This window comes from uncultured Thiocystis sp. (assembly GCF_903866365.1).
In the GTDB taxonomy this organism is placed as follows: Bacteria; Pseudomonadota; Gammaproteobacteria; order Chromatiales; family Chromatiaceae; genus Chromatium.
In genome coordinates this window covers 13487-39781 of sequence record NZ_CAIPNF010000072.1, presented here as the reverse complement: position 1 = coordinate 39781, position 26295 = coordinate 13487, and the positions used below count along the sequence as shown (strand labels likewise).

Genomic DNA, 26295 nt, shown 5'->3' with positions numbered 1-26295 from the left:
TTTCTCATTCGGCGGTGCGCTCGGCGTTCCAACCAGGACTGACTCAAGAAAAACGTTTCGCCAGGGGCAATCAATTGCCCCCGACTGCGGTCAAGTTCGGAGTTTTCGGTCAGGCACTAAGTATGGGAAGAGTGTTCCCCGCGCTCGCGGGGATGAACCGCCTTTCGGGAACTGGGATGCGCCATCCGCACGGTGTTCCCCGCGCTCGCGGGGATGAACCGTTGCGAAACTGGCTGGCAACTCAGTTCAATGGGTGTTCCCCGCGCTCGCGGGGATGAACCGGCTCATCTGGCGGGATTTTTGTCGATCCCGGCGTGTTCCCCGCGCTCGCGGGGATGAACCGACCTCGTCTACGCCGACAAAGGGCTTGTGTTCGTGTTCCCCGCGCTCGCGGGGATGAACCGTACGGTCACGCGGTACTGATTCGCGGTCGGGGGTGTTCCCCGCGCTCGCGGGGATGAACCGATCATGGATCGGCGGATCGATGAAGCCCCCGAGTGTTCCCCGCGCTCGCGGGGATGAACCGACTGCCTCCTGGATATAGTATGTTAGCCGAGTGTGTTCCCCGCGCTCGCGGGGATGAACCGACGATCAGGGGCGCTTGGGCGATCCAATCGCGGTGTTCCCCGCGCTCGCGGGGATGAACCGCAAACCGCAGTGCCTCCGCCCGCGCTGTGCCCGTGTTCCCCGCGCTCGCGGGGATGAACCGGATCTGCATTTCCCGGTGTTTGAGACTACGCCGTGTTCCCCGCGCTCGCGGGGATGAACCGCGCGGATAAAGATCCGCCTCCCAAACTCCGTCGTGTTCCCCGCGCTCGCGGGGATGAACCGTGTTTCTACGGTGTCAAGCTGGCTGCCTGGCAGTGTTCCCCGCGCTCGCGGGGATGAACCGGAATTGACGGTCATCCCCAGATGCGTCGGGGCGTGTTCCCCGCGCTCGCGGGGATGAACCGCCGTTCACGAAATACCAGCCGCTTGGAAAATTCGTGTTCCCCGCGCTCGCGGGGATGAACCGCAGCTCGTCGCCAACAATGTGATCGGCACGGGGTGTTCCCCTCGCTCGCGGGGATGAACCGACCGAGAAAACGGCGTTCTACAAAGTGAGCACGTGTTCCCCGCGCTCGCGGGGATGAACCGCGGGCGCTGTTCGACTCGTCGGTATTCGTCGCGTGTTCCCCTCGCTCGCGGGGATGAACCGACGAATCCGCTCAATTCGACCATGACACCGACGTGTTCCCCGCGCTCGCGGGGATGAACCGACATGAACCCCAACCGGCACATCCTCCATATCGTGTTCCCCGCGCTCGCGGGGATGAACCGTCGTCCGTGGCACGGGCCGGACTTCACGAACGGCTTGACGAATGGCGGGGCGATCAGACGCACCTCATAGCCGAAATCACGCAACGCCCGCGCCCAATGGTGCGCGCTCCCGCACGCCTCCATCGCCACCAGGCACGGTGGGCGATTCGCCATGAACGCGCTCAACTTCCCGCGGCTCACCGTCTTGCTGAGCACCTTGTGCCCCCGCGCTTCCACCCCGTACACATGCATGCTGTTCTTGGCCAGATCGATGCCCATCGTGACAACAGGCTCTTTGCTAAACGCTGTCATGGGTCTGCTCCGCTACCTCGGTTGACGATGTGTCAAACTCATCGCTCATTCTGCCCGCTGAGGGCGCGTTGGAGGAGCGGGCGGACCATCCCATCACGCCTCAAGCTGACGCCCGAGACCGCTTGGCATCTGTGCTTGGATAAGGGCGACGATGACCCCCGTGTGAAAGCGGAATGACAAGGGCATGATGACCTCCCGCACAGTCGTCGCATCGGCGAGGAGACCCCGGCACCAGACGCGAAAACCCATCCAGCCCGACGCTGGGCGGTCGAACGGACGATCGCCTGGTTGAAAGGCTTTCGGGCGATTCGTACCCGTTATGTTTGCTAAGCGCGCAACGATTTGGCCATGATTCATTTGGCTTGTGCGCTCATTGTATTCCGGAAACTCCACCCCGCTGGAGATTAAGCAAATTCTGATCCGGATCTCCTCTAACGCGGGCTTTATCAAGCATCGTCGGCGCAAATGCTGGATAATCGCGCCGTACGATGCCGAGAGAGCGATAACCGCCGCAACCCACCCGAAGGAGATGATGATGTCCGACTCCAGCACGTCGTTCTGGAAATCCATGGCGTTGTTTCTGCTGATTGCCCTGATTGGCGTCTACCTGCTCTACGAGTGGTACGACGACCGACTCTACGCCCGACTCGCTGAAAAGGACGCGCTGATCGACCAGTCGAGCCAGCAGATCAAAGCAGTCGATACGCGGCTCCATCAAGCGGTCGACGCCCAGGATGGCGTTCAAGCCGAAATCGTTGCCCTGCGGAACCGACATCAAGAAGAAAAGAGCCTTCTGACCGATCGCCTAGAGGTGCTCGCGCAGGCGAATGCCGATCTCGAACGGAACCTGACATCGCTTCGCGCAACTCATGCGGACGATCTGGCCGCCGAGCAGCAGAAGACCCGTCAGGCGATCGGCGAACGCGCAGAGCTTGTCGCGGCCTATGCCGAGCTGAAACGGCTCCATGAGGCTGGCCAAGAAAAAACGATCGCCTTGCAGTCGGATCTGGCAAAGGTGCACGAAGCGATCGCAAAAACCGCCGCAGAGCATCAGGCGAAGGTCGCGGAGTTGGAAAACCATCTCAACGAGCGGGTCAAGCTGTCCAAAACGACGCCGATGGATGCCGACCTGTTGCGCACGGCGTTAGCCGCGGGCGTTCTGACCTCGGACGAGGGCGCTGGCGAGGACAGGCAGGCATTGACCGATCAACTCGCCGAGACGACGTCACGATTGGAAACGCTCCAGGCGGACCATGATGCCGTGCGCAAGCAACTCGCCGAGACGCAGCAACAACTTGAGCGTACTCAGTCCGAACTGGAGCAAAGCACGCTCAGGCTTGCCGACGCCAGCCCGCTCGACGCAGCCGAGGATCGCATTGCCGTCCTAAACAAGCGACTTGAAACCGAGCAGAGCGTGCGCGCGGAATTATTGCAACAACACCGGGCCGCGCTGATCGCGCTCACGGACACGCTGGACGAAACCAAGCAAAAAATGGCGGCGGTCGAAGACCAATTACGGACGGCCCAAACGGAAACCCGCGAGACGGATCAAGGCGTGTCGGAGCAGGTCGCGTCAGCCAATGCCCAGGTTGCCACGCTTGAGGCCCGTTTGGAAGAAGAACGGCGCCAATCTGCATCGGCCCAGCAGACGCTTCGTGATGAGGCCGAAAAGGCCATCGCAAAACTGCGCGCGCGCGAGGCCGGTTTTGCCAATCTTGGCGGTACTTGCACGCCTCGCGGCGTTTTGTTGCGACTAATGGAAGCCGAGCTGCGTTTTTCTCCAGGGCAGGCGACGCTGCCGGCTGGTGAGCTTGCCAGCCTTGAACGCATCGCCACCTTACTCAAGGAACAGCCTGAGCTGACCGTCCAAATTGAAGGCCACACGGACAGTTTGGGTGGCGCCGAACTGAATTTGTCTCTGTCCCAGCGGCGCGCCGAAGCCGTGAGGCAGTCCTTGATCGAGCGTGGCGTTGAGGCGGCGCGCCTGAGCGTCGAAGGGATCGGCGCCGCGCGCCCGATCGCCGACAATGCCACTGCCGCCGGCCGGAGTCTGAACCGGCGTGTAGAGGTGTACGTTAAGGAATAGCCACCGACGCTATAACCACGTTCGGGCAGAGCGTTCGCGACAGCTATCCGCTGGCGTTGGCTGGAACCTGCCCGAGTTATGAAAACCTTCGCTCGACCGTGCCAGGGCAATAGCAGATCAAAAAGCTTGGGCTATAATTAAGTTGGAAATCAAGAAGAGGAGGAGTGTCATGAAAACCAAACGCACCGAGCTTGCCGAGGCGGTTCCGCGTCGTGAAATGACCCTTTTCGACGAAGTGGATCGCGCGTTCGACGATCTCTTGACACGAGGTGGATTGCGGCGTGGCTGGTTGCATCCGTTCCGTGGGCTGTGGCCGGAGTGGGGCGGCATGGAGACGGCGTTCGAGATCACCCCGATGGTTGATGTGATCGACCGCGAGGACGAGGTTTTAGTCCGGGCTGAGGTGCCGGGCGTCGAGAAGAAAGACCTCGAAGTGGATCTGGCGGGCGATCTGCTGACGATCAAGGGTGAGCGCAGGCACGAGGAGACCAAGGAGGAGGGCGCCTACTTCCGTTCCGAAATCACGCATGGTCATTTCAGCCGCACGATCCGGCTGCCGGCCGAAGTCGCGATGGATGAGATCAAGGCCGAGTTCAAGGATGGCGTGCTGGAGATCCATCTGCCGAAGACGGAAAAGACCGAGCGGCGTCGCATCGAGGTTCAATGAACCGGCGTCAGCGCTGAAGACGCTTTCGCTCAAGGACGAGAGCGCGGCGCAGCGCAGGGATGCCAGAAAAGGCCGGCCATCGGGTCGGCCTTTTTGTGTCGACGCAGTCAGCGGGTCTGACCGCGACTTGGATTGCGGACGGGCGGTTGCTCAGCGTCCGCGCAGTGATGCCACAATTGCCCTGCCAACTGCCAACTGCCAACTGCCAACTGCCAACTGCCAACTGCCAACTGCCAACTGCCATGACTTCTCCAGCATTGACCTTCACCATCCTCGGCACTGGCGCCGTGGGCGGGTTCTACGGATCGCGATTGCTCCAGGGCGGGTCCGTGGTGCGTTTCATCGCGCGCAGCGATGTGGACTTCATTCGCCAGCAGGGATTGCGCGTCGATTCGCCGCTCGGCAACCGGCATCATGACCCGGTCGAGGTCTATGCCTCCGCGGAGCCGATTCCGCCGAGCGAGGTGGTCTGCATCGCGCTCAAGACGACCTGGAATCGTCGTCTGCCCGAACTGCTCGCGCCCTTGATCCACGACGGGACGGTCATTCTGAACCTGCAGAACGGCTTGACCATGGAAGACGAATTGGTCGAGGCGTTTCCTCAGGCATGCGTGATTGCGGGGCTGTGTTTTCTGTGCTCGAACAAGGTCGGTCCCGGACACGTCGTACATCTCGATTATGGCAAGGTCAGCTTTGCACCCTTTGACGAGCGGGGGCGCGACTGGATCCCACGGCTGATGGAGGCGTTTGCCGCGGGCGGGGTCGCGGTGGAATCGCTGCCCTCGCTGACTCAGGCCCGCTGGCGCAAACTCGCCTGGAATATCCCGTTCAACGGTCTGTCGGTCCTGCTGGAGGCGAACACCGATGTCCTCATGGCGGACCCGGATGCCAGAGCGCTGGCGGAACGCTTGATGGCCGAGGTCGCGGTCGGCGCGGCGGCCTGCGGAGCGCCGTTCGAGGACGGCTTGACGCGCAGGCTGCTGGAGTCCACCGAACGGATGGCGCCCTATGCGCCCAGCATGCGTCTGGACTTTTTGGCCAGGCGCGAACTGGAGATCGAGTATCTGTACCGTCGACCGTTGCGCGAGGCGGCCAGACAGGGCGTCCGGCTGCCGGCGGTCGAGACGATCGCCCGCCAGTTGGCCTTTGTCGATCGTCGGAATCGTCAAGCGTGATCCGTTCGGCTGGTCTGCGCGGGTGTTGGACTTGTTGCGCCTGGGCCCCTACATGATGAAGATGGATTCAACGCGAGCCACTCCGGAGCACCCATGAAAGCCATCGAGATGCGCGAAACCGGCGAACCCTCAGTCCTGCAATGGGTTGAACGGCCTCGCCCCGAGATTACGGGTCCAGAGGAAATTCTGGTCAAGCTCAGCGCCGCTGGCGTCAATCCCGTGGACGCCAAGATCCGTCGGAACGGCCCGCTGGTGCCGGAAGGTCTTCCCGCGATTCCGGGCTGCGACGGCGCCGGCGTGGTGGAGGCCGTGGGCGAGTCGGCGAGCCGCTTCAAGCCGGGCGACGAGGTCTGGTTCTGTCACGGCGGTCTCGGCGGACCCGTCGGGAACTATGCCGAGTACATCGTGCTGGATCAGCATCTGGCGCAGGCCAGGCCCCGCGCCATCGACATGATCGCGGCGGCCGCCGCCCCGCTGGTGCTGCTCACCGCCTGGGAGGCACTGCATGACCGGGCGCGGCTCGTCGAAGGGCAACGGGTGCTGATCCACGGCGGCGCGGGCGGAGTGGGGCATGTCGCCATCCAGCTCGCCAGGGCGGCCGGCGCGCGCGTCTGCACCACGGTCAGCAGCCCGGAAAAGGCCGATTTCGCCCATGCGCTCGGGGCCGAATACTGCATCAACTATCGGGAGGAGGATCTGGTCGAGTCCGTGATGGAATGGACCGAGGGGCAGGGCGTGGACATTGCCCTCGACACGGTCGGCCCCGCGGTCTTTCGTCAGACCATTCCGGCCATGGCTCAGTATGGCGACCTGGTGACGATTCTGGATCCAGGACCGGAGCTGGATTTGAAAGAGGCACGGCTGCGCAATCTGCGGATCGGCCTTGAATTGATGCTGACTCCAATGCTCCGGAACCTCCCGCGCGCGCGCAACCATCAGGGCGACATCCTGCGTCGCTGCGGCGATCTGATCGACAGCGGCGAACTGCGGATCCAGGTCTCCCAAACCTTTCCGCTGGAACAGGCCGCGCAGGCGCACACGCTGATCGAGCAGGGGCATGTCACGGGCAAGCTGGCGCTGGTCATGGCCTGAGCCGGTGAAACCAGGTCCGCCTCATCCGGAAAATTTTGCGAGCATAGATCGGCTGCGTGTCGCCATCCTGTCCGATACGCACGGCGCGCTCGATGCGCGCATCCAGGAGCTGGTGAGCCAATGCGACCTGGCCGTGCATGGCGGCGACATCGGACATGCCACCATCCTCGCCCAGCTTCAGCCCCGGCTGGGGCGGGTGCTGGCGGTGTTCGGCAATAACGATGTCACGCGCAAATGGCCGGAGGAAGATCGCCAACTGCTCGTGCATCTGCCGGAATGGCTGGATCAGCCGCTGCCCGGCGGACATCTGGTCGTGATCCACGGTCATCAGACCAATGCGCGCGATCGTCACAGCCTGCTGCGCGGACGTTTTCCGTCTGCCCGGGCGATCGTCTATGGACACAGCCATCGACTGACGATGGATGTCGACGCCCGGCCCTGGATTCTTAACCCTGGCGCGGCCGGGCGTTCGCGCACGCACGGCGGGCCTTCCTGCATGATCCTGACCGCGACGCCGCTGGAATGGCAGGTCGAGACCTATCGTTATCCTCTATCCCTCTTGAATCAGGGCGTCAGATACACCTGTCAGCATGAGCATACCCAGCCCCAACACTCTCAAACCGCCCAAATCGCTGCTGCGCCAGGTCGGACGCGCGATCGCTGATTTTCGCATGATCGGCGCGGGCGACCGTATCCTGCTCGGCGTCTCCGGCGGCAAGGATTCGCTCTCGCTGCTCCAGATTCTCCAGCATCTGCGCACCTATGCGCCGGTGCGCTTCGAGCTTGCCGTGCTGACCGTCGACCCGGAGGTGCCGGGCTTCGATCCCCGCTCGCTCAAGGACTATTACGACACCCTCGGCATCCCCTGGCATTACGAGCAGCAGCCCTTGATGGAACAGGCCTGGGAGCACATGGACGGAGACTCCTTCTGCGCCTATTGCTCGCGCATGAAACGCGGCATCATGTACCGCATCTGCCGCGAACGGGGCTACAACGTGCTCGCGCTCGGCCAACACCTCGACGATCTGGCCGAGAGCCTGCTGATGTCGTTGTTCCACGGTGGCCAACTGCGGACCATGAAGGCCCATTACACCAACCAGGAAGGCGACGTCCGCGTCATCCGCCCGCTGGTCTACGCGCGCGAGCGCCAGACCGCCGACTATGCCGTCCGGGCCGGTCTGCCGGTCATCCCGGATTCCTGCCCCGCCTGTTTCTCCATGCCGACCCGGCGCGAACACATGAAGGCGCTGCTGGCCCGCGAGGAGGCCGGACACGGCCATCTGTTCGCCAACATCCTGCACGCCATCCGTCCGATCATGACGGAAGGTGGATTGCCCGAGCCGGGCTGGCCGCCGGCAGCGGTGCCAGAACGGGAAGCGGCGGCGCGGACTGAAGGAGCCGGCAGGCGCGGCGAGCCGACGGTTTCGCCGCGGACTTCGCCTTGAGAAAACACGGATTTTCGTGGATGTTCTATCCTTTATCTCGCGTCTGCTAACGCGGTCATGTGTTCATGCCAACCTGGTCGATCCGTCGAAACGTCGTCGATCGCGATTCATGAGGAACGCGGTTTCGGTCGAACGGAAACGCATCGGCTGGTCTGACACCACCGTCCGTTCCAAATGTTCGATTTCACAGGGGTAGCGCTCTACCATTTGTTGAGCGAGGCCCAGACCGTCGCCGCCCCGAAATCCATCTCGCTGGTGTCCCATTCGCTGGGCGCGCATGTGGTGCTGCGTTGTCTGGCGGTGCTGGGCGAGCGCTTCTTTCGGGAGAAGTCGACCTTGCGCGTCGACCATGCCTTGCTGCTGGCCGCCGCCGTCGAGGACGATGTCTTTCATAACCCCGACCGCCCGGAGGAATATCATTTTCCGGAGGCCGCCTTTGGCGTGTCCCGTCTGCATATTTCCACCTCGCGCGCGGACGAGGTGCTGGGCGGGGCGTTCCGCGTCAACGAGCATGATGCGGCCCTGGGTTTCAAGGGGCCGGAGTCCATGTCACCGCTCGCCTCGCTGGCGCGCCGGGTCGAGGAGGTCTCGCAGGGTCAGGCGAGGTTCCGGTTCGAGATCCACGACTTCAGCCCCAGCTCCGCGACCATCATGAATCCCGCCCTGCATGTGTACGATCATGGCGGCTATTGGGCGAATCCGGAGCAAACGAATTATTACGTCAATTTGATCCGCGTTCCGTAGAGCCTCTGCGTTGAGCGGATCTTACGCGACTGGAATGTCCGTCGGGCACGGATGCCGCGGTCGCTGATCGACGGTTCAATGATGTTCTCGAAATACAGCCCCTAACTGGCTATGGTTGCGCAATCAAGTGGCAGCGATGTTCAGGCGCGCGCTTATAAAAACTGTCAACAAACTTTTTCCGGAGAACGCGTATGCCCCCCGCGCACCACATCCTGATCGGCACTCCGGCTTATGCCGGCATGGTCCACCTCGATTATCTCGCCTCGATCTCGGAGTATTTTCGCGCCGACCTGAATTTTTCAGTCGCGGCGATCGGCAACGAGAGCCTCATCACCCGCGCGCGTAACGCGATCCTCTCGAAATTTCACGAGGAAATGCAATACACCCATCTGCTTTTTCTCGACGGCGATGTCTTCCTTTCCGCCGAGGGATTGATGCGGCTGCTCGCGCACGAGGTGGATGTCATCGGAGCGGCGGTGCCACTCAAGGGGTTCAATCAGCGCGGCGAGCGGATTTTTAACATCGGAGCCTGTCTGGGCGAGCGCGGCGGACTGCACGAGATAGACCGCATCGGCACGGCGGCCTTGATGTTGTCCCGCCAGGCCGTCGGGGCGCTGGTCGCTGAAGCGCGGGAGGCGGGGCGCACCTATGGCCCACAATTGTCACGTGGCACGCCGCTGGCGCAAGTACATTTCGACGTGTTCCAGGTCGGCGTGGTCGGCGGCGATTATCTGTCCGAGGACTACTGGGTCTGCCACCGACTGCGACAGCTCGGTTATCGCGTTTTCGTCGATCCCGAGGTGGCGACACGCCACCAGGGGGTCACTGAATTTTGAGGCTATTCAGGCGGATTAGCGCATTGTATAGGCAGCGTATCTACCTTGCCCAAAAAAAAGGCACCTTCGCATATCAGGTTATTGAATCCGGTTAATTGAGTACCCTGGACAACGCAATCAGTGAAACCGTTGACGTTAGCAATCAAGCCGGAGACGGGATTAATGTTTGTGGGGTCTGAGGTTCCATCAACCCATACATTGACGGTCGCGTTCTCAAACACCTGAAACGCGACACAGTGAGCCGGGCATTGAATCGATAAAGCGGCGTGCGCGGAGGGTATCAAGGCATCGGCCAGCCGCTCGAACAGATTGCTTGGGTTATAGCCAAAGCCAAACTGCGGACCATTATTTGAGTAAATACCAACAAAAGGATTGACGACGCTTGTCTGCGCATGCGCCGGCACCAAGATCTTGTCGATCACCGGCGTCACCCACTTCTCGGGGAGCAGCGCCGCTGTGGCGCCGCCGACCGCGAGCGTTTTGAGCAGACGGCGACGTCCCTCGGAGGTGGTTGGCCGATCGTTTATTTCGTTCATTGTTCTTTTCACTCCTTATATTCGAACCACAGAATTGACCGATTGCGACCATTCCGTTCAACCGAGCCGCAACCAGACGCCACATCAAAAACAATCTTATCTCTCTTTGGCCGAGGATTGCGTGTCGCTGTTACTTACGCGTTCGGCAGACTCGCGTCGTCCCCCCGACGCAACTCCCGCTCGTACTTGCCAGGGTACCCCATGAGCTGGCGCTGGACATCGCGCATGAAGCGGAATTCATTATCTGGTAGTGCCCGCAGGGCATCGAGACGCTCCAGATTGGTCCGATAGTGGGGGTTGCCGAAGGTCGTCGCCGTCTCGCGCGCATGCCATAAATGCAGCGCCATCCGGCCCTGTACCACGGCCACCTCGGCGGTCGTGCGCCCCAGACGCAGGCTCATGGCGTCGTCTTCCCCGCCCCAGCCGAGATAGCGTTCGTCAAAGCCGCCCATGTGCTGATGCAGCGAGCGGCGCATCATGAACGCACCCCCGCAAAAGCAGATCCGTTCGCGCTCTCCGCGTCTGTCGGAGGCGTCGTTGCGGTCGAATCGCGGTGGCTCATCGCCTGCCAGCAGGGCATCGCTCTCGGTGCGGCCGAGGTCGGCCAGTGTTTCATAGGGATTGACCGCCAACACCCGGCGGGTGCAGAGACTGGTTGCGGTTTCCAGGGCCGATGCGGGCACCAGCAGATCGGCATCGCAAAAAAACAAGAGGTCGCCACGCGCCGCGCGCACGCCGACATTGAATCCCCATGCCTTGTTGAACGGGCCGGGATTGAGGACGAAGAGCCGTTTCAGCCCCTCCGGTAGAGGCAATTCATCCAGGCGGGGCGCGGCGTCCTGCTCGACGATGACCCACTCCCAATCGCACTGCCGCTGATACCAATCGAGCGTATAGCGAAGGTTGCGCGCACGTCGCTCGTCGGTGACACGAACAGTGGTAATGAAGGAAACGGGCATTTCCTGAACCGTTGGACGATCAAGGCGCCAAGGATGGCTCTTCAGTATTCACCGGTCAAGTCGCATCCTGGTCACCGACACTCCTGGCCGTTAAACAGATTCGCCAGCCAGGATGATACGTCGGTGAGTCGCCCGTACCTCAGGGCAAACGCAGGTACTTGGCGTGCCAGGGCCGTCGCTCTAGGCAGCCCGTGCTTGGGTAGGTTGCGTGCATTCAGCAGGCTACTCATCAGAGAAGCCGCGCACTGACCAACCGTCAGCGCTTCAACGGCGAATTCAGCGTTGGCGGTAAAACGCGGAAAGATCAACGCGGAGATCGGTAGCGGCGAGAGCCAGGCATCCCCGCGTGGAATGAGCGTGACTTGTCCGCTGGTTCGCGCGCGGGCCAGATCCTTCGCCAACCAGGGGAAGTCGCGAACCAGATCGAGTCCGGATGCCTTGACGTTGAGCGGGCGCGAGAGACCGCGCATGGTGACTTCCGTGTCGATCGCGACCAGTTCGTCGGTCAGGTAGCGACAGCCATCGCCGAGCAGCCAGGCGGTCAGGGTCGTCTTGCCACAACCGGCGGCCGCGACGCATAAGATTCCGCGTCCGGCGCATTCGAGCGCGGCGGCATGCAGCATGAGATGGCATGCATCCTGTTCGACCAATCGAGAGAGGATGGTCTGCGACAGGACTACGTCCAGAACGTCCAGCCTGACCAGTGATGGCGTGCAATCGCCCGGCCCAGTGAAATGGTAGGCTTCCGCCGTTCGATGCACATCAAGGCCGGGAGAATCATCCGCGTGGGCATCGACGACATGTGGCGCGAACAGGAAATCGACAGCCTGGATCACTTCCGGCGCCGCGGAACGCAAACGCAGGCGCTGGCCGGCAAAGCCGACGACGCGCTCGGTGGCGGGATTAGATGGATGCGACAACACCGCGCTCAGTCAGCTCACGCAGAATCTCGGGCACCTGCGAGCGAATGGTTACGCTCTCATCCGGATAGGCGTCGACCAGCAAATCGACGATATCGGCACCGCGACGCTGACCGTCGCACAGGCGCCAGACCAGCGCGGCTGTGCCGTTGAGGTAGTAGGTGCTGTCATCTCCGGTTCGGTAGATCAGGAGTTCATCTCCAGTATCTTCGACTTCAAGTTGTTGTTGATGCTGGAAACAGGTGGAGAGTGGATCCATACGGGGTCTCTTCAAATCTCTGTCTTGAAAAAAGCGCCGCGGCTGACTGGCCCCAGGTACAGTCGGCGCAGCCCCTGGTGAATGAAGGCGGCCGGGTGGCGGTGAAAAAAGACGCCCGAGAGACCGCGTGCGGACGGTATGCCATAAACGAAACGCGCCCACCACTCCGGGGGGTGCAGCGTCTCGGCCAACAGTTGCCAACGCTCCCGCGGATTGAGCTTCTGGGTGAATCCATGACGTGGCCATCCCCGATAATCCTCGCCAATTCCGCGCATGGATGGTGGGCGCTCGGCATCGAGACCGAGATGACCGCACGCATTGCCGCCAAGCGGCGTAAAGGCGTGCAACGCGGTAAGTGCATGCCATAAGTCAGGATAATCCCGCCTCAACTGCGGCCAATCGAGCACATCGGCATAGCGCTCGACCAGTCCGACAAGGTCAGCCAGTTGCAGGAAGCGAACCGGTTCGGCTAGTTTACGGAGGCCATGGTATTGCATCCAGAGCATTTGCTCTGGCGCCAGCGCTTGCATCGCCTCACCGCCCGCAACGTAATCGACCAGTGGTCGCTGGAGCGAGGAAAAGGAGAGTTCGTGCGCCATCAACAGGTTGAAGGCTGTGGTATGTACCTCGACGCTGACCAGGATGTTGCCCGTCATCCGTTGCGCGACCGGCAAATGATGTTGCAGCCGTGCATAGCGCGTTATCGGGGCCGGGGCGTGAAAGCCGAGGTCGCAGAGTACTTCGCGGGCGGCCTCGCCCTGATTGGAAGGGACCAGGATATCCAGATCTTCCATGGGACGCAGGCCCGGCTCGGGGTAGAGGATATGAGCCAGCGCGCCACCCTTCAGCACCAATGAATCGATCGCGGCGTCGCGCAGCGCGGCGATTATTTCGGCAAGAGTTTCCGTCTGGGCGGCTGCAATGGCCTTCTGCCGCGCAAAGATCGCCGCCAGCGTTCGTCTGATGTGATTCGGATACGGGATGTCGTGCTCGCGCAAATGCCAGTAGATCAGGGGGCCGATGCGCTGTTTGGTGGCGATATCTGGTACCCGCTCCCAACAGACGTCATTCGCGAGTTCGCGCAAACGTTGCCCGCGGGCTTCAGTCGGTCGTGGGGCGCTGACGAGTCCATAGAGGCTGTAATGATGTGCGTGCATCGGGGATTCGGACATGAGAAACCTTGCGCTATGGTATCTCGCTCAAAGACAGGCGGATACTTGACTATCAAGATTTACATCCCCTCTCGGAGACATCGCGGGCCATGATTCCTAAAATCATCCACCAGATCTGGAAAACGACCGACATTCCGGATGCGTTTCGTGTTTTTCAGCGGACATGGCAGGCGCATCACCCCGACTGGGAGTACCGGCTCTGGACCGATGCCGACAGTCGTGCCTTCCTCGCGCTGCACTACCCTAATTTTGTGACCATCTACGACGCTTACCTGACTCCCATCTGCCGGGTGGATGCCATCCGTTATTTTCTGCTCAAGCATTATGGCGGCGTCTACGCGGATCTTGATTTCGAGTGTTTGCGTCCACTCGGGCCGTTGCTCGACGGGAAAGAGGTTTTGGTCGGTCTGGAACCCGCCTCCCATGTGCTTCAGAACCGCAAGTTATCTCGTGGGTTGAGTCGGATCGTCTGCAATGCGCTGATGGCCTCTCGACCCCAGCACCCATTCTGGGATCATGTGATCGGGCGATTGGCTGCCTGCCGACACGAACCGGATCCACTGGACGCCACGGGCCCTTTCTTCCTGACCCGTGCACTGGATAACGATCCTGGGCAGGGTCGGGTGACGGTGATGCCCGCCGAGTTAGTGTATCCCGCCGATGCCCATGACTGCCGGGAAGGTCGACTGTTCGATCTGGAGCACTGGCATCGTCTGGTTCATCATGCGTATGCCATTCACCACTGGGCGGGCACTTGGCACCGTGCCCCGGAGAATGGCGCTCCGCTGCCGAGCGCCCAGGCCCAGGCAAGGTTGCTGTTTAAAGGCAGGATCATTGCCGATATGAGCGTTCACGCGAGGCAGGTGATCGCCCCCGATACATCCATGGTGTCCTGTCTGATGGTGACGAAGAATCGCGCGCTTCAGGCCCTTTGCGCGATTCGCTGCTTCCAGGAACAAACGTATCCGGCGCTTGAGCTGGTCATTCTGGACGACGGGGAGGACGAAAAACTTTCGCAGTGGATCCTCGGGCAGAATGACGAGCGAATCCGCTATTATCGGCTTCCATCACAGGATGCCACATTGGGAGAACTCCGCAATCGGGCGGTAGCGCTCGCGAGAGGCGAGTACGTTTGTCAATGGGATGACGATGATCTTTACGATCCGGCCAGAATCGAAACTCAATTGACCATGATCCACGCGCTGGGGGCCGATGCCTGCATCCTGAGCCGCTGGTTGATCTGGTGGCCGCGGCGGGATCGGCTCGCAGTCTCTGTACCGCGCGCCTGGGAAGGCTCCCTGCTCTGCGCTAAAGCCTGTCTGCCGCCCTATCTGGAGGGCGTCAGGCGTGGTGAAGACACGCCGGTCACGGAGAGGTTGATGCAGTCCGCGCGAGTCGTGCTGCTCGATCAGCCGAGGCTGTATTTGTATGTGGTACATCACGGAAATACTTTCGATCAAACGCATTTCGAACAGCATTGGCAGGCTTCGGGGCTGCGTTTCGAGAACGAAAGCTATGCACGTGTTGTTCAGGAACTTCGCAAACGACTCGATTTAGAGGGCTATCTGCGCGCGCTCGGACACCCATCTCTAGCCACGGAACTGGGCGCTGAGACAGACGCGCATGACACATTATTGGTGCCATCGTCCGAGGATGCTGTTTCCAAGACGCCACTGTGCAGTCGACTGGAGTTGATCGAGCACAGTCAAAGGGCTGCCGAATTACCATCGGTGCTGATTCTGACCCCGATCAAGAATGCTGGCCGTTTCGTGCAAATTTTCTTCGAGAACCTGCTGCGACTTGATTATCCGCGTGAGAAGCTCTCACTGGCCTTCCTGGAAGGTGATAGCGACGACGACACATGGGCGCTTTTGCGCGAGTATGGCGCGATGTCTGTTGAGCACTTCAACCGGATCGATTATTTCCGCCTTGATTTCGGTTTTCGCATCAAGGGTGCGCGTTGGCTACCAAACCTCCAGTTTCAGCGACGCCGCATCATCTCGAAATGCCGCAATACACTGTTCCAGAAGGCTTACCAGAATGAGTCGTGGATCCTCTGGATCGATGCCGATGTGATCGACTACCCGAGCGATGTCCTGCGCCGTTTGCTCGATACCGGCAAATCCATTGTCGTGCCTAACTGCGTTCTCGAGTCCAGTGGACCAACATTTGATCTGAATACGTTCAGATATAAGCCCGGCGCTCGCGCGCAATCCTGGAACTATCTGGTGGATGGCATCATCCAACCCCCGCGCGGGGTGGGCAGGCTCTACCTCGACGATTTACGCGGACAGGAGTTGGTGGAGGTTGACGCGGTTGGTGGCACGATGTTGCTGGTAAAAGCCGAGTTGCATGCAGATGGATTACTCTTCCCTGACTACAGCTATCGTGGTTACCTGGATACGGAAGGTTTTGCCATGCGGGCATTCGATCAAGGAGTGGTCAGTTGGGGGCTGCCGGATCTTGAAATCCGGCATGCATTGGATTGAGTCATCGGGTGTCAGTTCTCGCAACCTTGCAAACCCTGGGGCACCACTGGTACCACGGCCGACAGATGGATGCCAAAATGCCGTGATTTTCCGGTAGATGTCACGCCGGCTTCGGTGGATGTCAAGGTAGTTGTCGCATTTTTCATGCACCGTTTGCTGTGGTTTGGACCTCCGTTCAGAGAAACCGTGGTCTGTATTCGGTTCTGCTGTGTCACCGGTTCTGCTGCTAGACGCGGTTTAGTCACTGTGGGCGCGATAGCGGACGATGGGACCGGTTCGAAAGCCGAGTCCAGAGTAGTCCCCGGCCAGCAACTGCCCGAAGCGTTGGCCATGCACCAGAACCCGATAATTGAAGTAGGGAAAGCGGGTGCCGGCATAGAGTGCCTGGTTGAACGCAAAGACGGAGCGATCGGGGAGCTGACCTGTCGCGGGCCTGAAGCTGACACTCGCGCCGATGTCCGTCTCGGTGGTCGTTGTCACCAGCGCGCCATAGCCCGCAAGGCTCAGGATCAGACCGAGCGCCGCAGGCCAGGCGGCCCAGCGCCACCAGTGGAAACTGGACGCAGGGGCCAGAATCAGCATGATCCCAATGAGCGGCAGCAGCAGGCGGCCGGCCGGATTCAGCAGTCCCAGAAATCCATAGGGAGCGATCAGATAGAGCGTTGTCAGGGCCAGTGCCGCCCAAGCAAGCGCGGGGTTTCCCCGTTCGTCAGGCGGACTCTTTTTCCGCCGAAGCGCCTTCCACAATACTGAGATCGCCCAGCAGGCCAGCAGTAACGCCAGGAGGGCGTTGGCCCCGGCGCCGACGAGATAGAACACCGGCCAATCCTCGAAGACGCCCGCTCCATTCGCCTGCAGGATGTTTCTGAAACTGCCGAGCATCAGGGGATAACCGGCCTTGTATAGCATGGCTTCGAACAGACCGCTCATCCCCGCATCCAGGGTGGTGGCGTGATCGTTATCGAAGAGGCGCGCCGCGAGATACCAGCTTGCCAGGCCAACTGCGGGCAGCAGCGGGAGACAACCCGAGACCAGTCGTGAGTCTTTTGAGGCGGCGAATGCGGTGTCGCAGTCGCGCGCTTTGTCGATCGCCTGCCCCACAACGATCAGGCCCCAGACAAGCGCCGTCATGGCATGACTGAGAAACAGGGCGATCCCGAAGGCGGCGGTGACCCAGGGTGGACATGGTCGGTTGCACTGGTACAGGAAGAGAAACAGCAGCCAGAGTCCGAATTGATAGCTGATGAATCCGTACCAGAAGAAACTCGAGAGCGCGACGATCGCGATCGAGACCAGGAAGACCGAGCCACGGCTCCCGGGGGGCGCGAAACGGCGTGCATAGCTCGCCAGCAACCAGGCCCAGGCGGTGAGTTGCAGCAGGAGATAGACCTTGCCCGCGATCAGTGGCGGCAGGAACAGGGTTAGGGCCGCCAGCAGCAGGATGGCCAGCGAGTTGGGGACCGGATAAGAAGCCAGCTCATAGGCCGCGACGCTATGCGGATCCGTGAGCTTCAATCCGATCATGCGAGCCTGAAAAAGCCATTCGGCGAAATCATGGAACCAGGGCGCGGGCGCGGTCAGGATCAGGCACGCCATGAGCAGCAGACAGAGACCGCCGAGTGCCCATGGCCATGGCCATGGCCATGGGTTCGCTGTGATCTTCATTCATGTGTCGCCGTCACCGATGCCGCCGCGCTCGCTCATCTGTCCATGGTTTTCCGTGGTCTGTCCCCGGTTCTTGACGGTTTCTGCGCGGCTTCCATCTCCCTGCCGGGGCTTTCCTTGCGGTACCCGCCAGCCAACTGGTGTCACTCCCGGTAGCGGATGATCGCCACGTTGCCCGAGTCAACAGAGAACAACAGTTGCCCGCGGGAGAATGGCAGTGTCGCTAGCGGCTCGCCGTCGGTCAGTCCGTCGCAACGGCTGTCCTCCTGACGGCAATCGCGATATTCTCGGGCGCCAAGCGCATACGCCACCGCATGCATGTAAGACGGTTGGTTGAATGTCCGCGCTTCCTGTGCGCCATCGCTAATAGTCCCAAACAGCGCAATGGCCGAATAGCTGTCCGGTTGCCCCGGAACAAGGTTCCGAAACTTGTCGTAGAAATACAGCGTCTCCGCCTTGTGTCTGGCCAGTAAAGCAGTGCCGTTGGCGGAGAAACCGTAACTGACCGCCAACAGCAAAAGCGCACCTACGCTCAGGCCGGCGATCGACGGGCCCGGCAAGAGGGCGATGGATAGGACGAATGCCGCTGCCATGGCGACAAGGTTGCGGCTACCGATGAGCGGTGCCAGCGGGATGGAGAAGGCAAAGAACCCCGTCGCCACCGCTGCCAGCACCATTAACGTAGGGTGCAGGCCGAACAGGGTTCTGGCACGCAATAGTGCCGCCAATGCCAGGATGGCGACGAACCCGCGACCATCCGCACCGGACACGCGCAACAACTGCGCGGCCTGTTCATAGAATGCACTCGCCACATAGACCATGTTGCGCAGCAATCCCGCCAGGTCACGTACCGGCTGGGTATGGCGCCACGCGGCAGGCTGCACCCCGAAGCGCCCTGTCATCTGCAGTAGGATGAAAGACATGAAGAATACACCGACAACGGCCCCAATGACCCACCAGGTCATGTGACCCAACAAAAGCGACCAGCGCCGGGTGGTGGTGCTCTGCCGGGTCATGAACTGCCCCAAGAAAAGCAGCGGCACCAGAAAGTAGAAACTTTGCAGGGTGCCGAACAGCAACATCCCGCACAACAGGTAGATGAAGGGATGCGGGACACCCCGCTCCGCAAGGATCCCGGCACCCAACAGGATGACCACAGCGGGGATCGTGGTCGCCGGCCAAAGGCTCTGTTCCACGAACGGATATGCCAGCAGGATGGTCGAGGTTGTGAGCGCGGCGTAGCCGGTGTCGAAACCGGCGGCGACAGCAAGCCGGAAGAACAGCAGCCAGGACGCGACGAGCAACATGACTGCCCAGGTGCCGGGCGGAATGCTGCGCAGGAAATCATGCAGGAGGTAGTTCAGCCAGCGGCCATCCTCGCTCAGCTTGAAGGTGAAGTCCTTGTAGTAGTGGACCTCGTCGTGTCCGAAAACGGTAAGTCCTGGCAAGGTCGCGTAGGTCGACACCAGCAACGCCAGAGCCAGTATGGCGCACGCGCCAACCAGAGGGTTGGCCGGTTCCGACCCCGGAGTGTGCGGCACGAGGCCCGCCCGGCGGATCGTCGTCATCATTGCGCCCAGACGAAGTGCTTATTGAGTAGGTAGAAGGACATGGTGTATGCGGCCATGGCGAATATCTGCGAAATCTCGGCCCTGACGCCGAACCGGTCGACCATCAGTAGCAGCACCATCGCATTGACCCCATAGGAAACGCCAAAACTCCCCAGAAACCGGATCGCTGCCGCCAGCGAGTGCCGACTGGATTCGAACACGAACAGGACATTCAGGATATAGGCTACCACCAGCCCAAACGCATAACTGATCGCATTCGAGAACAGGGCGCCCGCACCAACGACATGCAGTACGAACAGAAAGACAAGATAGCCGACGCCCGTGTTAATGACGCCGGAAAGAATGTAGCGGGAAAACTCAGCGCCCATCGCCCTTTTTCGCAGGCTCCAACCGAACGACCGGGCTGCGCGTCATAAACGGTGGCGACTTATCGAACCCGTAGTACTTGCTGACGATGTAAAGCGGCCGCTTTTTGATCTCGCCATAAATTCTGCCCACGTATTCGCCGACAACACCGATAGAGATCAACTGAATACCGCCTATAAAAAGTACCGCCACCATAATCGCTGCCCAGCCTTCGACCCAGTTGTCGGTAAACAGGCGGATCAGTACCGCGTACAGCATGCCGAGCAGGGCGAGGAAGGCAGAGAAGATGCCCAGACCGATCGAGAGCTGCAACGGCTTGGTCGAAAAGGAGAGAATGCCGTCGGTCGCGAAACGCAACATCTTCCGTAAAGGGTACTTGCTTTCCCCGGCGAAACGCTCGGCCCGTCGATAGGGAAGCGCTACCTGCCGAAAACCGACCCAGCTCACCATACCGCGCACAAAGCGGTCCCGCTCTGGCATAGCGCGCAAAGCGTCAACGACATTGCGGCCCATCAGCCGGAAGTCGCCGGTGTCCAGCGGGATCGGCACGTCGGAAAGCCGGTCTAGCAGCCGGTAGAAACCACGCGCCGCCGCCAACTTGAATACCGACTCGCCCGGACGCTCCGTGCGCGTACCGTAAACAACATCGTAGCCTTCCTGCCACTTGGCGATCATTTGGCGAATGACCTCCGGCGGGTCCTGGAGGTCAGCATCGATCAACACGACCGCATCGCCGTTTGCGCTATCGATGCCTGCGGTTACTGCAATCTGGTGTCCGAAATTCCTGGCGAAACAAATCAATTTGATGCGCGGATCTGCCGCCGCAAATTGCATCAGAAGGTCGCGCGTGCGGTCACGACTGCCGTCGTCAACGAAGATCAGCTCGACATCGAAGGATTCCAGTTCAGTGCAGAAGGCACCCAGACGCCTGATCGTTTCGCCGATCACCTGCTCTTCGTTATAACAGGGAACGATCACGGACAGCAGCGGTATGCCTTCTGCCGGTGCAACTGGGTTGATCATCGATGCCCCACCGGGTTGTCGCTGTGGCAGTGCCAAATGTTCTGTATCACAATCGTAAAGGCTCTCTGTGCGGTAAGTGAGGTTCCCTCGGTTTTTCGTCTTCCAAGGGCAGTGGCGCATGCTACCTGTTTTTCTCCCTGCTGAGCGTTGATCCAGTCTTTCAGAAACTGGACGGGGGAGGTGTAGCCGAGGATCGAGTGCAGACGCTTGCGGTTGTAGAACGCCTCGATGTATTCGAAGGCAGTTGCCTGCATCGCGTCCCGGGTGGCGAAGCGTTCGTCAAAAACCCGCTCGTTCTTGAAGCAGCTGAACCAGCTCTCGGTGGGGGCATTGTCCCAGCAGTTTCCCTTGCGGCTCATGGAGCAGATCATCCCGTATTGGGTCAGCGTGTCCTGGAACAGATGGCTGCCGGACTGGCTGCCCCGGTTGGAGCGGCGAATCAGGCCGGGTGCTGGCTTGCGGCGGAACCAGGCCATGGCGAGCGCATCGGTGACGAGATCGGCAGTCATGAGCGGCTTGAGCGACCAGCCGACCACTTCACGGTTGAACAGATCCAGCACGATGGCCAGTAGAGCCAGCCTTCATCGCTCCACAGAGAGGCGATATCGGCCGTCCAGACCTCATAATCAGCCTCGTAATCAGGGACAGACCACGGTTTTCCGGGTAAACCAGAAAAACCATGGTCTGTCACTGGCCCATCCCTTTAGCTGTCATCTCACATCACAACCGAGAAATTGAATTTGGCGCCCACTTCGCTGCCCTTCCTTGCATATTCAATGTTTTCGGACAGCTCTGCAACGACCGCGTCATCGTCGTTCTTGAGGACGCCAAATCTCGGCTTCTCGGAATTGATGGCCGCCAGGAGTCCATTGAGAATCGCGAGTGCGTCATTGGCCGATTTCCAGACTCCCTCGCGCGCCATGAGCTCGTTCGTCGACTTCACGCCATCAGGCAGCTCGTCGTCGCCCAGTTGCATTGGATGTCGGTGTGATCGAGCAGGCAGGAGAAGGGTTCTATCTTCGCGGCGCTTGCCAACTTGTCGAGCTTGTCCGCTTATTTGTACAGCGCCCACTTGTCGCTTTCGTCCGATGCCACCTCGTCATTGTTGAGGAGATGGTTCGCCCAAAGAACGGTGCTCATGCGTTCCTCCCGCTACACCCGCAACAGCAACCGCGCCGGATCTTCCAGAATCTCCTTGATCGCCACCAGGAACTGCACCGCCTCGCGGCCGTCGATGATCCGATGATCATAGGTCAGGGCCAGATACATCATGGGGGCGATGACGATCTGGCCATTCTCCACGATGGGACGCTCCTGGATCTTGTGCATGCCAAGGATGGCACTCTGCGGCGGGTTGAGGATGGGCGTGGAGAGCAGGGAACCGAAGACGCCGCCGTTGGTGATGGAAAAGGTGCCGCCGGTGAGTTCCTCGTAGCTCAGGCTGCCGTCTTTCGCCTTCTGGCCAAAGTCGACGATGCCCTGTTCGATGTCGGCCATGCTCAACTGGTCGCAGTTGCGCAGGGTGGGCACGACCAGTCCGCGCGGCGAGCTGACGGCGATGCCGATGTCGAAATAGCCGTGGTAGACGATGTCGTCGCCGTCCACCGAGGCGTTGATGGCGGGAAAGCGCTGGAGCGCGTCCACCGCCGCCTTGACGAAGAAGGACATGAAGCCCAGGCGCGTGCCATAACGGGTCTCGAACAGTCCCTTGTATTTCTCGCGCAGGTCCAGCACCGCCCGCAGATTGACCTCGTTGAAGGTGGTCAGCAGGGCGGCGTGTTGCTGCGCCTGGACCAGCCGCTCGGCGATGCGCGCGCGCAGACGGGTCATGGGTACCCGCTGTTCGGGGCGTCCGGCCTCGCCGGTCAGGCTGGGGACGGACGCTTCGGTCAGGGCGAGCGCGTCCGGGTCGCGTTCGGGCGCCGCCTGTTCGCGCTCATCCAGCCAGGCGACCACGTCGGTTTTCTGGATCCGCCCATCCTTGCCGCTGCCGGGAATCTGCTGGGGATCCAGGTTCATCTCCTTGACCAGCCGGCGGGCGGCGGGGGCGATCACCTGCCCTGGTCGCGGTCGCTGGGGCGGCGAGTTCATGGGGGCAACGGATTCGAGCGGCGCCCTGCTGGAAGGCGGCGCGACGCTGGGACGCGGTGTGCCGGGGGCCTTGCGCGCGCCGGACTCGATCAGCCCGAGCAGGGCGTCGGCCTGCACGAGATCGCCCTCGCGGGCCTGGATCGCGCCGAGCACGCCATCCACCGGGGAGGGCACCTCCAGCACGACCTTGTCGGTTTCCAGATCGACCAGATTCTCGCCCTCGCGAACCTGATCGCCGGGTTGTTTGTGCCAGGCCGCGACCGTGGCGTCGGCGACGGATTCGGGGAGGGCGGGGACGCGGACTTCGCGGCTCATTGCGTGGGGATCCTTTTGTTCGTTTTCGGGTTGAATTGGCCGGTCAGGGCTTCGTCGATCAGTCGTTCGTGCTGCTCGACATGGGCGGCGCGATGGCCGACGGCGGGGGCCGCGGAACTGGCGCGGCCGACATAATAGGGGCGTTTGCCGCTTTGGATAAGGTTGTGGAAGCGATGCTTGATCTGGTCCCAGGCGCCTTGGTTTTGCGGTTCTTCCTGGCACCAGACGATCTCCTCGGTCGCCCCGTAGCCGTCGATCACGGCGGCGAATTGTTCGGCGGGGAAGGGGTAAAGCTGTTCGAGACGGATGATGACCGCATTGGTCAGACCGCGGGCACGGCGCGCTTCGAGCAGGTCGAAATAGACCTTGCCGCAGCAGAAGATCAGCCGTTCCACCCCGGCGGGGTCGATGGGGTCGATCTCCGGGAGGACCGTCTGGAACTGACCGCTGACCAGTTCGTCCAGCGCGGAGACCGCCAGCCGATGGCGCAGCAGGCTCTTGGGCGTCATCGCGATCAGCGGTTTGCGATAGTCGCGCACCATCTGGCGGCGCAGCAGATGGAACATCTGCGCCGGGGTGGTGGGCACGCAGACCTGGATGTTGTGTTCGGCGCTGAGCTGCAGGAAGCGTTCGATGCGGGCCGAGGAGTGTTCCGCTCCCTGGCCTTCGAGACCGTGCGGCAGCAGCATGACCAGCCCGCAGCACAGGCCCCATTTGGTTCCGGCGGAGGTGATGAACTGATCGATGACGACTTGGGCGCCGTTGGCGAAATCGCCGAACTGCGCCTCCCACAGGGTCAGCGCGGTGGGTTCGGCGGTGGCGAAGCCGTATTCGTAGCCGAGCACCGCCTCCTCGGAGAGGATGGAATCGATGGCGATGAAAGCACCCTGCCGGTCGCTCAGATGCTGGAGCGGGGTGTAGGAGTCGCCGGTCAGTTGATCGTGGATCTTGGCGTGCCGGTGGACGAAGGTGCCACGCCCCACGTCCTGCCCGGATAGACGCACCGGGATGCCGTCGTCGAGCAGGGTCGCGTAGGCCAGATTCTCGGCGAAGCCCCAGTTTAGGAGTTGATCGCCCTGGCCCATCTTGCGCCGCTCGTCCCACAGCTTTTCGACTCGCGGATGGAGCGCGAAGCCTTCGGGCAGCCGCAGCATGGCTTCGGTGAGCGCCTGGAGTTTGGCGAGCGGGACGCCGGTGTCCAGCTCCTGATCCCAGTTGGTGCCCCGACAGAAACCCCAGTCGACCCGATAGAGGTTATCCAAACCGCAGAGCACCGGGCGCGCGACCACCACGCCCTGTTCGAGCGAATCGCGGTAGTCGGCGATCATGGCGTCCGCCACGCCCTTCTCGATGATTCCCCCGGCGACGAGCCGGTCGGCATAGACGGCGCGCGGGGTCGGGTGATTACGGATTTTGGCGTACATCATCGGCTGGGTCACGGCCGGTTCGTCGGCCTCGTTGTGGCCGAGACGGCGGTAGCAGACCAAGTCGATGATCACGTCCTTGTGGAACTGGTTGCGGAAATCCAGCGCCATGCGGGTGACGAAAATCACCGCCTCGGGGTCGTCGCCGTTGACGTGGAACACGGGCGCCTGAACCAGCTTGGCGACATCGGTGCAATAGGCGCTGGAGCGCGCGTCCAGGGGGTGGCTGGTGGTGAAGCCGATCTGGTTGTTGATGACGATGTGGACGGTGCCGCCGGTCGAATAACTGCGGGTCTGCGAGAGTTGCAGGGTCTCCATGACGACGCCCTGGCCGGCGAAGGCCGCGTCGCCGTGGATCAGCACCGGCAGCACCTGATCCCCCGCGCGGTCGAGCCGGCGGCGCTGACGGGCGCGCACCGAACCCTCGATGACCGGGTTGATGATTTCCAGGTGCGAGGGGTTGAAGCCCAGCACCAGATGGACGATGCCGCCGGGGGTCTCGATGTCGGTGGCGAAGCCCAGGTGATATTTGACATCGCCGGCCATCTTGCGCCAGTCCATGTGAATCCGACCCTCGAACTCGTCGAAGATGTCGGTGGGCGGTTTGCCGAAGAGGTTGGTCAGCACATTCAGGCGTCCGCGATGCGCCATGCCGATGACAATTTCCTGCTGACCCTTGCGCCCGGCGCGCTGGATGAGTTCGTCAAGCAGCGGGATGAGCGCGTCGCCACCCTCCAGCGAGAAGCGTTTCTGTCCCACGTAGCGCTGGTGCAGATAGCTCTCGAACCCCTCGGCGGCGGTCAGCAGGGTCAGGATCCAGCGGCGATCGGCATCGTCCAGTTCGGGCGTGGCGCGATAGCCTTCGAGGCGCTTCTGGATCCAGCGTCGCTCCGGGGTGCTGGTGATGTGCATGTATTCGGAGCCGACCGTACCGCAGTAGGTCTGATCGACCATCGCGATGATGTCGCGCAACGTCATGCGGTCGGGCGCGTAGAGCGAGCCGGTGTGGAAGACCAGGTCGAGATCGTTCGGTTCCAGGTTGTGGTAGGCCGGGTCCAAGTCGGCGATCCGGGGCGTCTCGCGCAGATGGATGGGATCCAGGTTGGCAACCTGATGGCCGCGGTAGCGATAGCCGGTGATCAGGCCCAGCACCGCGGACTGTTTCTCGGCGGCGGCGGGTTCGAGATGCTCGGTCGAGCGCGCGCGGGCGCGCGAGCGGCTTTCCCGGGCCAGGCGCATGAAGTTCTCGCGGACCGGACCATGTGGGGTTTCGGCGGCCTCGTTGGCGGCCGGTAGCCGCATATCGTCGAAACGCACCCGCCAGGCTAGGTCGATGCTGTCGGGATCGGCGAGATAGCGCTCGTACAGATCCTCGATGAAATCCGCGTTGCCGCCATACAAGGCGCCGGAACTCCGAAACGATTCTAGGATTGCGCTCATGCTTGGGTTTGGCTGAATGGGTGATTTTGTTTTTAGAACGCGAATTTATATCATATTCTCCACAATCCTGAACACGCCGCCGGTCTCGGTGGTGTCGGTGCACAAATAGCGAGCATTGTGGACAAGAACGACTCCACCGCCGAATTCGACGAGCGCAAGCGTCAGCGGGTCCGTCTCGCCCGACTTGAGGCGGATATGGCCTATTTTCAGGCCCGCATCGAGCTGATCGGGGAAGCCAACACGAATAACCGGGTGGCGCAGCGCAAGGCGTTTAATTTTTTGCACAAGACAGTGGCAAGCAAGATCCTGAAGCTCAAGCGCCGCTTTAGCGATTTGGGTTAGGACGCGGTCCATTTTCCAGTCCCCGATTCCTAATTCCTGCCCAGCATGGTTGTCAGATGTCAGGTGT

The 26295-nt window shown here is 61.3% G+C and carries 23 protein-coding genes, 1 pseudogene and 1 CRISPR repeat array; of the genes and pseudogenes, 9 read left to right on the top strand and 15 right to left on the bottom strand.

All coding sequences use genetic code 11. The features are described 5' to 3' along the window. Positions 1-131 precede the first annotated feature (131 nt). Positions 132-1320: direct repeats of the CRISPR family, unit length 29 nt; unit sequence GTGTTCCCCGCGCTCGCGGGGATGAACCG. A 384-nt stretch (positions 1321-1704) separates the two neighbouring features. Further along, the gene (locus QZY07_RS04845; RefSeq protein ID WP_295400241.1) at positions 1705-2181 is read right to left on the bottom strand and encodes a hypothetical protein; all 477 of its coding nucleotides are present in this window, start codon (positions 2179-2181) and stop codon (positions 1705-1707) included. Here QZY07_RS04845 and QZY07_RS04840 point away from each other — a divergent pair. The 8 genes from QZY07_RS04840 to QZY07_RS04805 all read left to right on the top strand — a co-directional run bounded on the left by QZY07_RS04840 (position 2147) and on the right by QZY07_RS04805 (position 9656). Next, positions 2147-3697 (top strand): OmpA family protein, encoded by a 1551-nt coding sequence (locus tag QZY07_RS04840; protein ID WP_295400239.1) that lies wholly within the window; start codon positions 2147-2149, stop codon positions 3695-3697. The genes QZY07_RS04845 and QZY07_RS04840 overlap by 35 nt on opposite strands. 169 nt (positions 3698-3866) lie before the next feature. Further along, positions 3867-4364 carry an Hsp20/alpha crystallin family protein gene (locus QZY07_RS04835; protein ID WP_295400237.1) on the top strand — a complete coding sequence of 166 codons (498 nt, stop codon included), beginning with the start codon at positions 3867-3869 and terminating at the stop codon, positions 4362-4364. A gap of 242 nt (positions 4365-4606) precedes the next feature. Then, positions 4607-5539: a 2-dehydropantoate 2-reductase gene (locus QZY07_RS04830; RefSeq protein ID WP_295400235.1), complete on the top strand. Its 933-nt coding sequence runs from the start codon at positions 4607-4609 to the stop codon at positions 5537-5539. 93 nt (positions 5540-5632) lie between these two features. Further along, the gene (locus QZY07_RS04825) at positions 5633-6631 is read left to right on the top strand and encodes a zinc-binding dehydrogenase (RefSeq protein WP_295400233.1); all 999 of its coding nucleotides are present in this window, start codon (positions 5633-5635) and stop codon (positions 6629-6631) included. Between the two features lie 43 nt (positions 6632-6674). Then, positions 6675-7295 (top strand): metallophosphoesterase family protein, encoded by a 621-nt coding sequence (locus QZY07_RS04820; RefSeq protein ID WP_295400243.1) that lies wholly within the window; start codon positions 6675-6677, stop codon positions 7293-7295. Beyond that, a complete protein-coding gene (locus QZY07_RS04815; RefSeq protein WP_295400231.1) occupies positions 7222-8076 on the top strand; it encodes an ATP-binding protein in 855 nt (284 codons plus the stop codon). Before QZY07_RS04820 ends, QZY07_RS04815 begins: the two co-directional genes overlap by 74 nt. A 174-nt stretch (positions 8077-8250) precedes the next feature. After that, positions 8251-8820, top strand: coding sequence for an alpha/beta hydrolase (locus tag QZY07_RS04810; RefSeq protein WP_295400229.1), 570 nt, complete (start codon positions 8251-8253; stop codon positions 8818-8820). A 191-nt stretch (positions 8821-9011) separates the two neighbouring features. Next, the gene (locus tag QZY07_RS04805; RefSeq protein ID WP_295400228.1) at positions 9012-9656 is read left to right on the top strand and encodes a hypothetical protein; all 645 of its coding nucleotides are present in this window, start codon (positions 9012-9014) and stop codon (positions 9654-9656) included. A gap of 2 nt (positions 9657-9658) precedes the next feature. Here QZY07_RS04805 and QZY07_RS04800 read toward each other — a convergent pair whose 3' ends face one another. From QZY07_RS04800 to QZY07_RS04780, 5 genes are all read right to left on the bottom strand, one after another. Further along, the gene (locus tag QZY07_RS04800) at positions 9659-10192 is read right to left on the bottom strand and encodes a twin-arginine translocation signal domain-containing protein (protein ID WP_295400226.1); all 534 of its coding nucleotides are present in this window, start codon (positions 10190-10192) and stop codon (positions 9659-9661) included. Between the two features lie 134 nt (positions 10193-10326). Then, a complete protein-coding gene (locus QZY07_RS04795; protein ID WP_295400224.1) occupies positions 10327-11151 on the bottom strand; it encodes a glycosyltransferase family A protein in 825 nt (274 codons plus the stop codon). Between the two features lie 71 nt (positions 11152-11222). Next, on the bottom strand, positions 11223-12071 hold the full coding sequence (locus QZY07_RS04790; protein ID WP_295400222.1) for a hypothetical protein: 849 nt from the start codon (positions 12069-12071) through the stop codon (positions 11223-11225). Next, complete coding sequence (locus QZY07_RS04785) at positions 12055-12330, bottom strand: PqqD family protein (protein WP_295400220.1); 276 nt, start codon at positions 12328-12330, stop codon at positions 12055-12057. Before QZY07_RS04785 ends, QZY07_RS04790 begins: the two co-directional genes overlap by 17 nt. 11 nt (positions 12331-12341) lie before the next feature. Further along, entirely contained in the window at positions 12342-13487 is a 1146-nt protein-coding gene (locus QZY07_RS04780; protein WP_295400218.1) for a nucleotidyltransferase family protein, read from the bottom strand. A 104-nt stretch (positions 13488-13591) separates the two neighbouring features. Here QZY07_RS04780 and QZY07_RS04775 point away from each other — a divergent pair, with 104 nt between their 5' ends. Next, the gene (locus QZY07_RS04775) at positions 13592-15991 is read left to right on the top strand and encodes a glycosyltransferase (protein ID WP_295400216.1); all 2400 of its coding nucleotides are present in this window, start codon (positions 13592-13594) and stop codon (positions 15989-15991) included. 237 nt (positions 15992-16228) lie between these two features. Here the strand turns inward: QZY07_RS04775 and QZY07_RS04770 are convergent, their stop codons facing one another. From QZY07_RS04770 to QZY07_RS04730, 9 genes and pseudogenes are all read right to left on the bottom strand, one after another. Next, on the bottom strand, positions 16229-17656 hold the full coding sequence (locus tag QZY07_RS04770) for a hypothetical protein (RefSeq protein ID WP_295400214.1): 1428 nt from the start codon (positions 17654-17656) through the stop codon (positions 16229-16231). A 143-nt stretch (positions 17657-17799) separates the two neighbouring features. Beyond that, positions 17800-19227 carry a hypothetical protein gene (locus QZY07_RS04765; protein WP_295400213.1) on the bottom strand — a complete coding sequence of 476 codons (1428 nt, stop codon included), beginning with the start codon at positions 19225-19227 and terminating at the stop codon, positions 17800-17802. Beyond that, positions 19224-19595: a GtrA family protein gene (locus QZY07_RS04760; RefSeq protein WP_295400212.1), complete on the bottom strand. Its 372-nt coding sequence runs from the start codon at positions 19593-19595 to the stop codon at positions 19224-19226. The genes QZY07_RS04765 and QZY07_RS04760 overlap by 4 nt, the downstream gene beginning before the upstream one ends. Next, positions 19585-20616, bottom strand: coding sequence for a glycosyltransferase family 2 protein (locus QZY07_RS04755; RefSeq protein WP_295400211.1), 1032 nt, complete (start codon positions 20614-20616; stop codon positions 19585-19587). Before QZY07_RS04755 ends, QZY07_RS04760 begins: the two co-directional genes overlap by 11 nt. Positions 20617-20753: 137 nt before the next feature. Continuing rightward, positions 20754-21238: pseudogene (locus tag QZY07_RS04750) on the bottom strand (IS3 family transposase); the annotation flags it as partial. A gap of 93 nt (positions 21239-21331) precedes the next feature. Further along, positions 21332-21592 carry a hypothetical protein gene (locus tag QZY07_RS04745; RefSeq protein ID WP_295400210.1) on the bottom strand — a complete coding sequence of 87 codons (261 nt, stop codon included), beginning with the start codon at positions 21590-21592 and terminating at the stop codon, positions 21332-21334. Positions 21593-21768: 176 nt separating this feature from the next. Continuing rightward, the gene (gene odhB, locus QZY07_RS04740; RefSeq protein WP_295400208.1) at positions 21769-23022 is read right to left on the bottom strand and encodes a 2-oxoglutarate dehydrogenase complex dihydrolipoyllysine-residue succinyltransferase; all 1254 of its coding nucleotides are present in this window, start codon (positions 23020-23022) and stop codon (positions 21769-21771) included. Continuing rightward, on the bottom strand, positions 23019-25886 hold the full coding sequence (locus QZY07_RS04735) for a 2-oxoglutarate dehydrogenase E1 component (protein WP_295400206.1): 2868 nt from the start codon (positions 25884-25886) through the stop codon (positions 23019-23021). Before QZY07_RS04735 ends, odhB begins: the two co-directional genes overlap by 4 nt. Positions 25887-25931: 45 nt before the next feature. Then, entirely contained in the window at positions 25932-26240 is a 309-nt protein-coding gene (locus QZY07_RS04730) for a hypothetical protein (RefSeq protein WP_295400204.1), read from the bottom strand. Between the last annotated feature and the right edge of the window lie 55 nt (positions 26241-26295).

Bases quoted from the DNA above. Each gene is read 5' to 3' on its own strand.
- odhB (WP_295400208.1), bottom strand. From the start codon at position 23,022: ATGAGCCGCGAAGTCCGCGTCCCCGCCCTCCCCGAATCCGTCGCCGAC.
- QZY07_RS04765 (WP_295400213.1), bottom strand. From the start codon at position 19,227: ATGATGACGACGATCCGCCGGGCGGGCCTCGTGCCGCACACTCCGGGG.
- QZY07_RS04755 (WP_295400211.1), bottom strand. From the start codon at position 20,616: ATGATCAACCCAGTTGCACCGGCAGAAGGCATACCGCTGCTGTCCGTG.
- QZY07_RS04730 (WP_295400204.1), bottom strand. From the start codon at position 26,240: ATGGACCGCGTCCTAACCCAAATCGCTAAAGCGGCGCTTGAGCTTCAG.
- QZY07_RS04760 (WP_295400212.1), bottom strand. From the start codon at position 19,595: ATGGGCGCTGAGTTTTCCCGCTACATTCTTTCCGGCGTCATTAACACG.
- QZY07_RS04735 (WP_295400206.1), bottom strand. From the start codon at position 25,886: ATGAGCGCAATCCTAGAATCGTTTCGGAGTTCCGGCGCCTTGTATGGC.
- QZY07_RS04825 (WP_295400233.1), top strand. From the start codon at position 5,633: ATGAAAGCCATCGAGATGCGCGAAACCGGCGAACCCTCAGTCCTGCAA.
- QZY07_RS04830 (WP_295400235.1), top strand. From the start codon at position 4,607: ATGACTTCTCCAGCATTGACCTTCACCATCCTCGGCACTGGCGCCGTG.
- QZY07_RS04815 (WP_295400231.1), top strand. From the start codon at position 7,222: ATGAGCATACCCAGCCCCAACACTCTCAAACCGCCCAAATCGCTGCTG.
- QZY07_RS04845 (WP_295400241.1), bottom strand. From the start codon at position 2,181: ATGGATTTCCAGAACGACGTGCTGGAGTCGGACATCATCATCTCCTTC.
- QZY07_RS04810 (WP_295400229.1), top strand. From the start codon at position 8,251: ATGTTCGATTTCACAGGGGTAGCGCTCTACCATTTGTTGAGCGAGGCC.
- QZY07_RS04780 (WP_295400218.1), bottom strand. From the start codon at position 13,487: ATGCACGCACATCATTACAGCCTCTATGGACTCGTCAGCGCCCCACGA.
- QZY07_RS04785 (WP_295400220.1), bottom strand. From the start codon at position 12,330: ATGGATCCACTCTCCACCTGTTTCCAGCATCAACAACAACTTGAAGTC.
- QZY07_RS04775 (WP_295400216.1), top strand. From the start codon at position 13,592: ATGATTCCTAAAATCATCCACCAGATCTGGAAAACGACCGACATTCCG.
- QZY07_RS04800 (WP_295400226.1), bottom strand. From the start codon at position 10,192: ATGAACGAAATAAACGATCGGCCAACCACCTCCGAGGGACGTCGCCGT.
- QZY07_RS04745 (WP_295400210.1), bottom strand. From the start codon at position 21,592: ATGCAACTGGGCGACGACGAGCTGCCTGATGGCGTGAAGTCGACGAAC.
- QZY07_RS04835 (WP_295400237.1), top strand. From the start codon at position 3,867: ATGAAAACCAAACGCACCGAGCTTGCCGAGGCGGTTCCGCGTCGTGAA.
- QZY07_RS04795 (WP_295400224.1), bottom strand. From the start codon at position 11,151: ATGCCCGTTTCCTTCATTACCACTGTTCGTGTCACCGACGAGCGACGT.
- QZY07_RS04805 (WP_295400228.1), top strand. From the start codon at position 9,012: ATGCCCCCCGCGCACCACATCCTGATCGGCACTCCGGCTTATGCCGGC.
- QZY07_RS04840 (WP_295400239.1), top strand. From the start codon at position 2,147: ATGTCCGACTCCAGCACGTCGTTCTGGAAATCCATGGCGTTGTTTCTG.
- QZY07_RS04770 (WP_295400214.1), bottom strand. From the start codon at position 17,656: ATGAAGATCACAGCGAACCCATGGCCATGGCCATGGCCATGGGCACTC.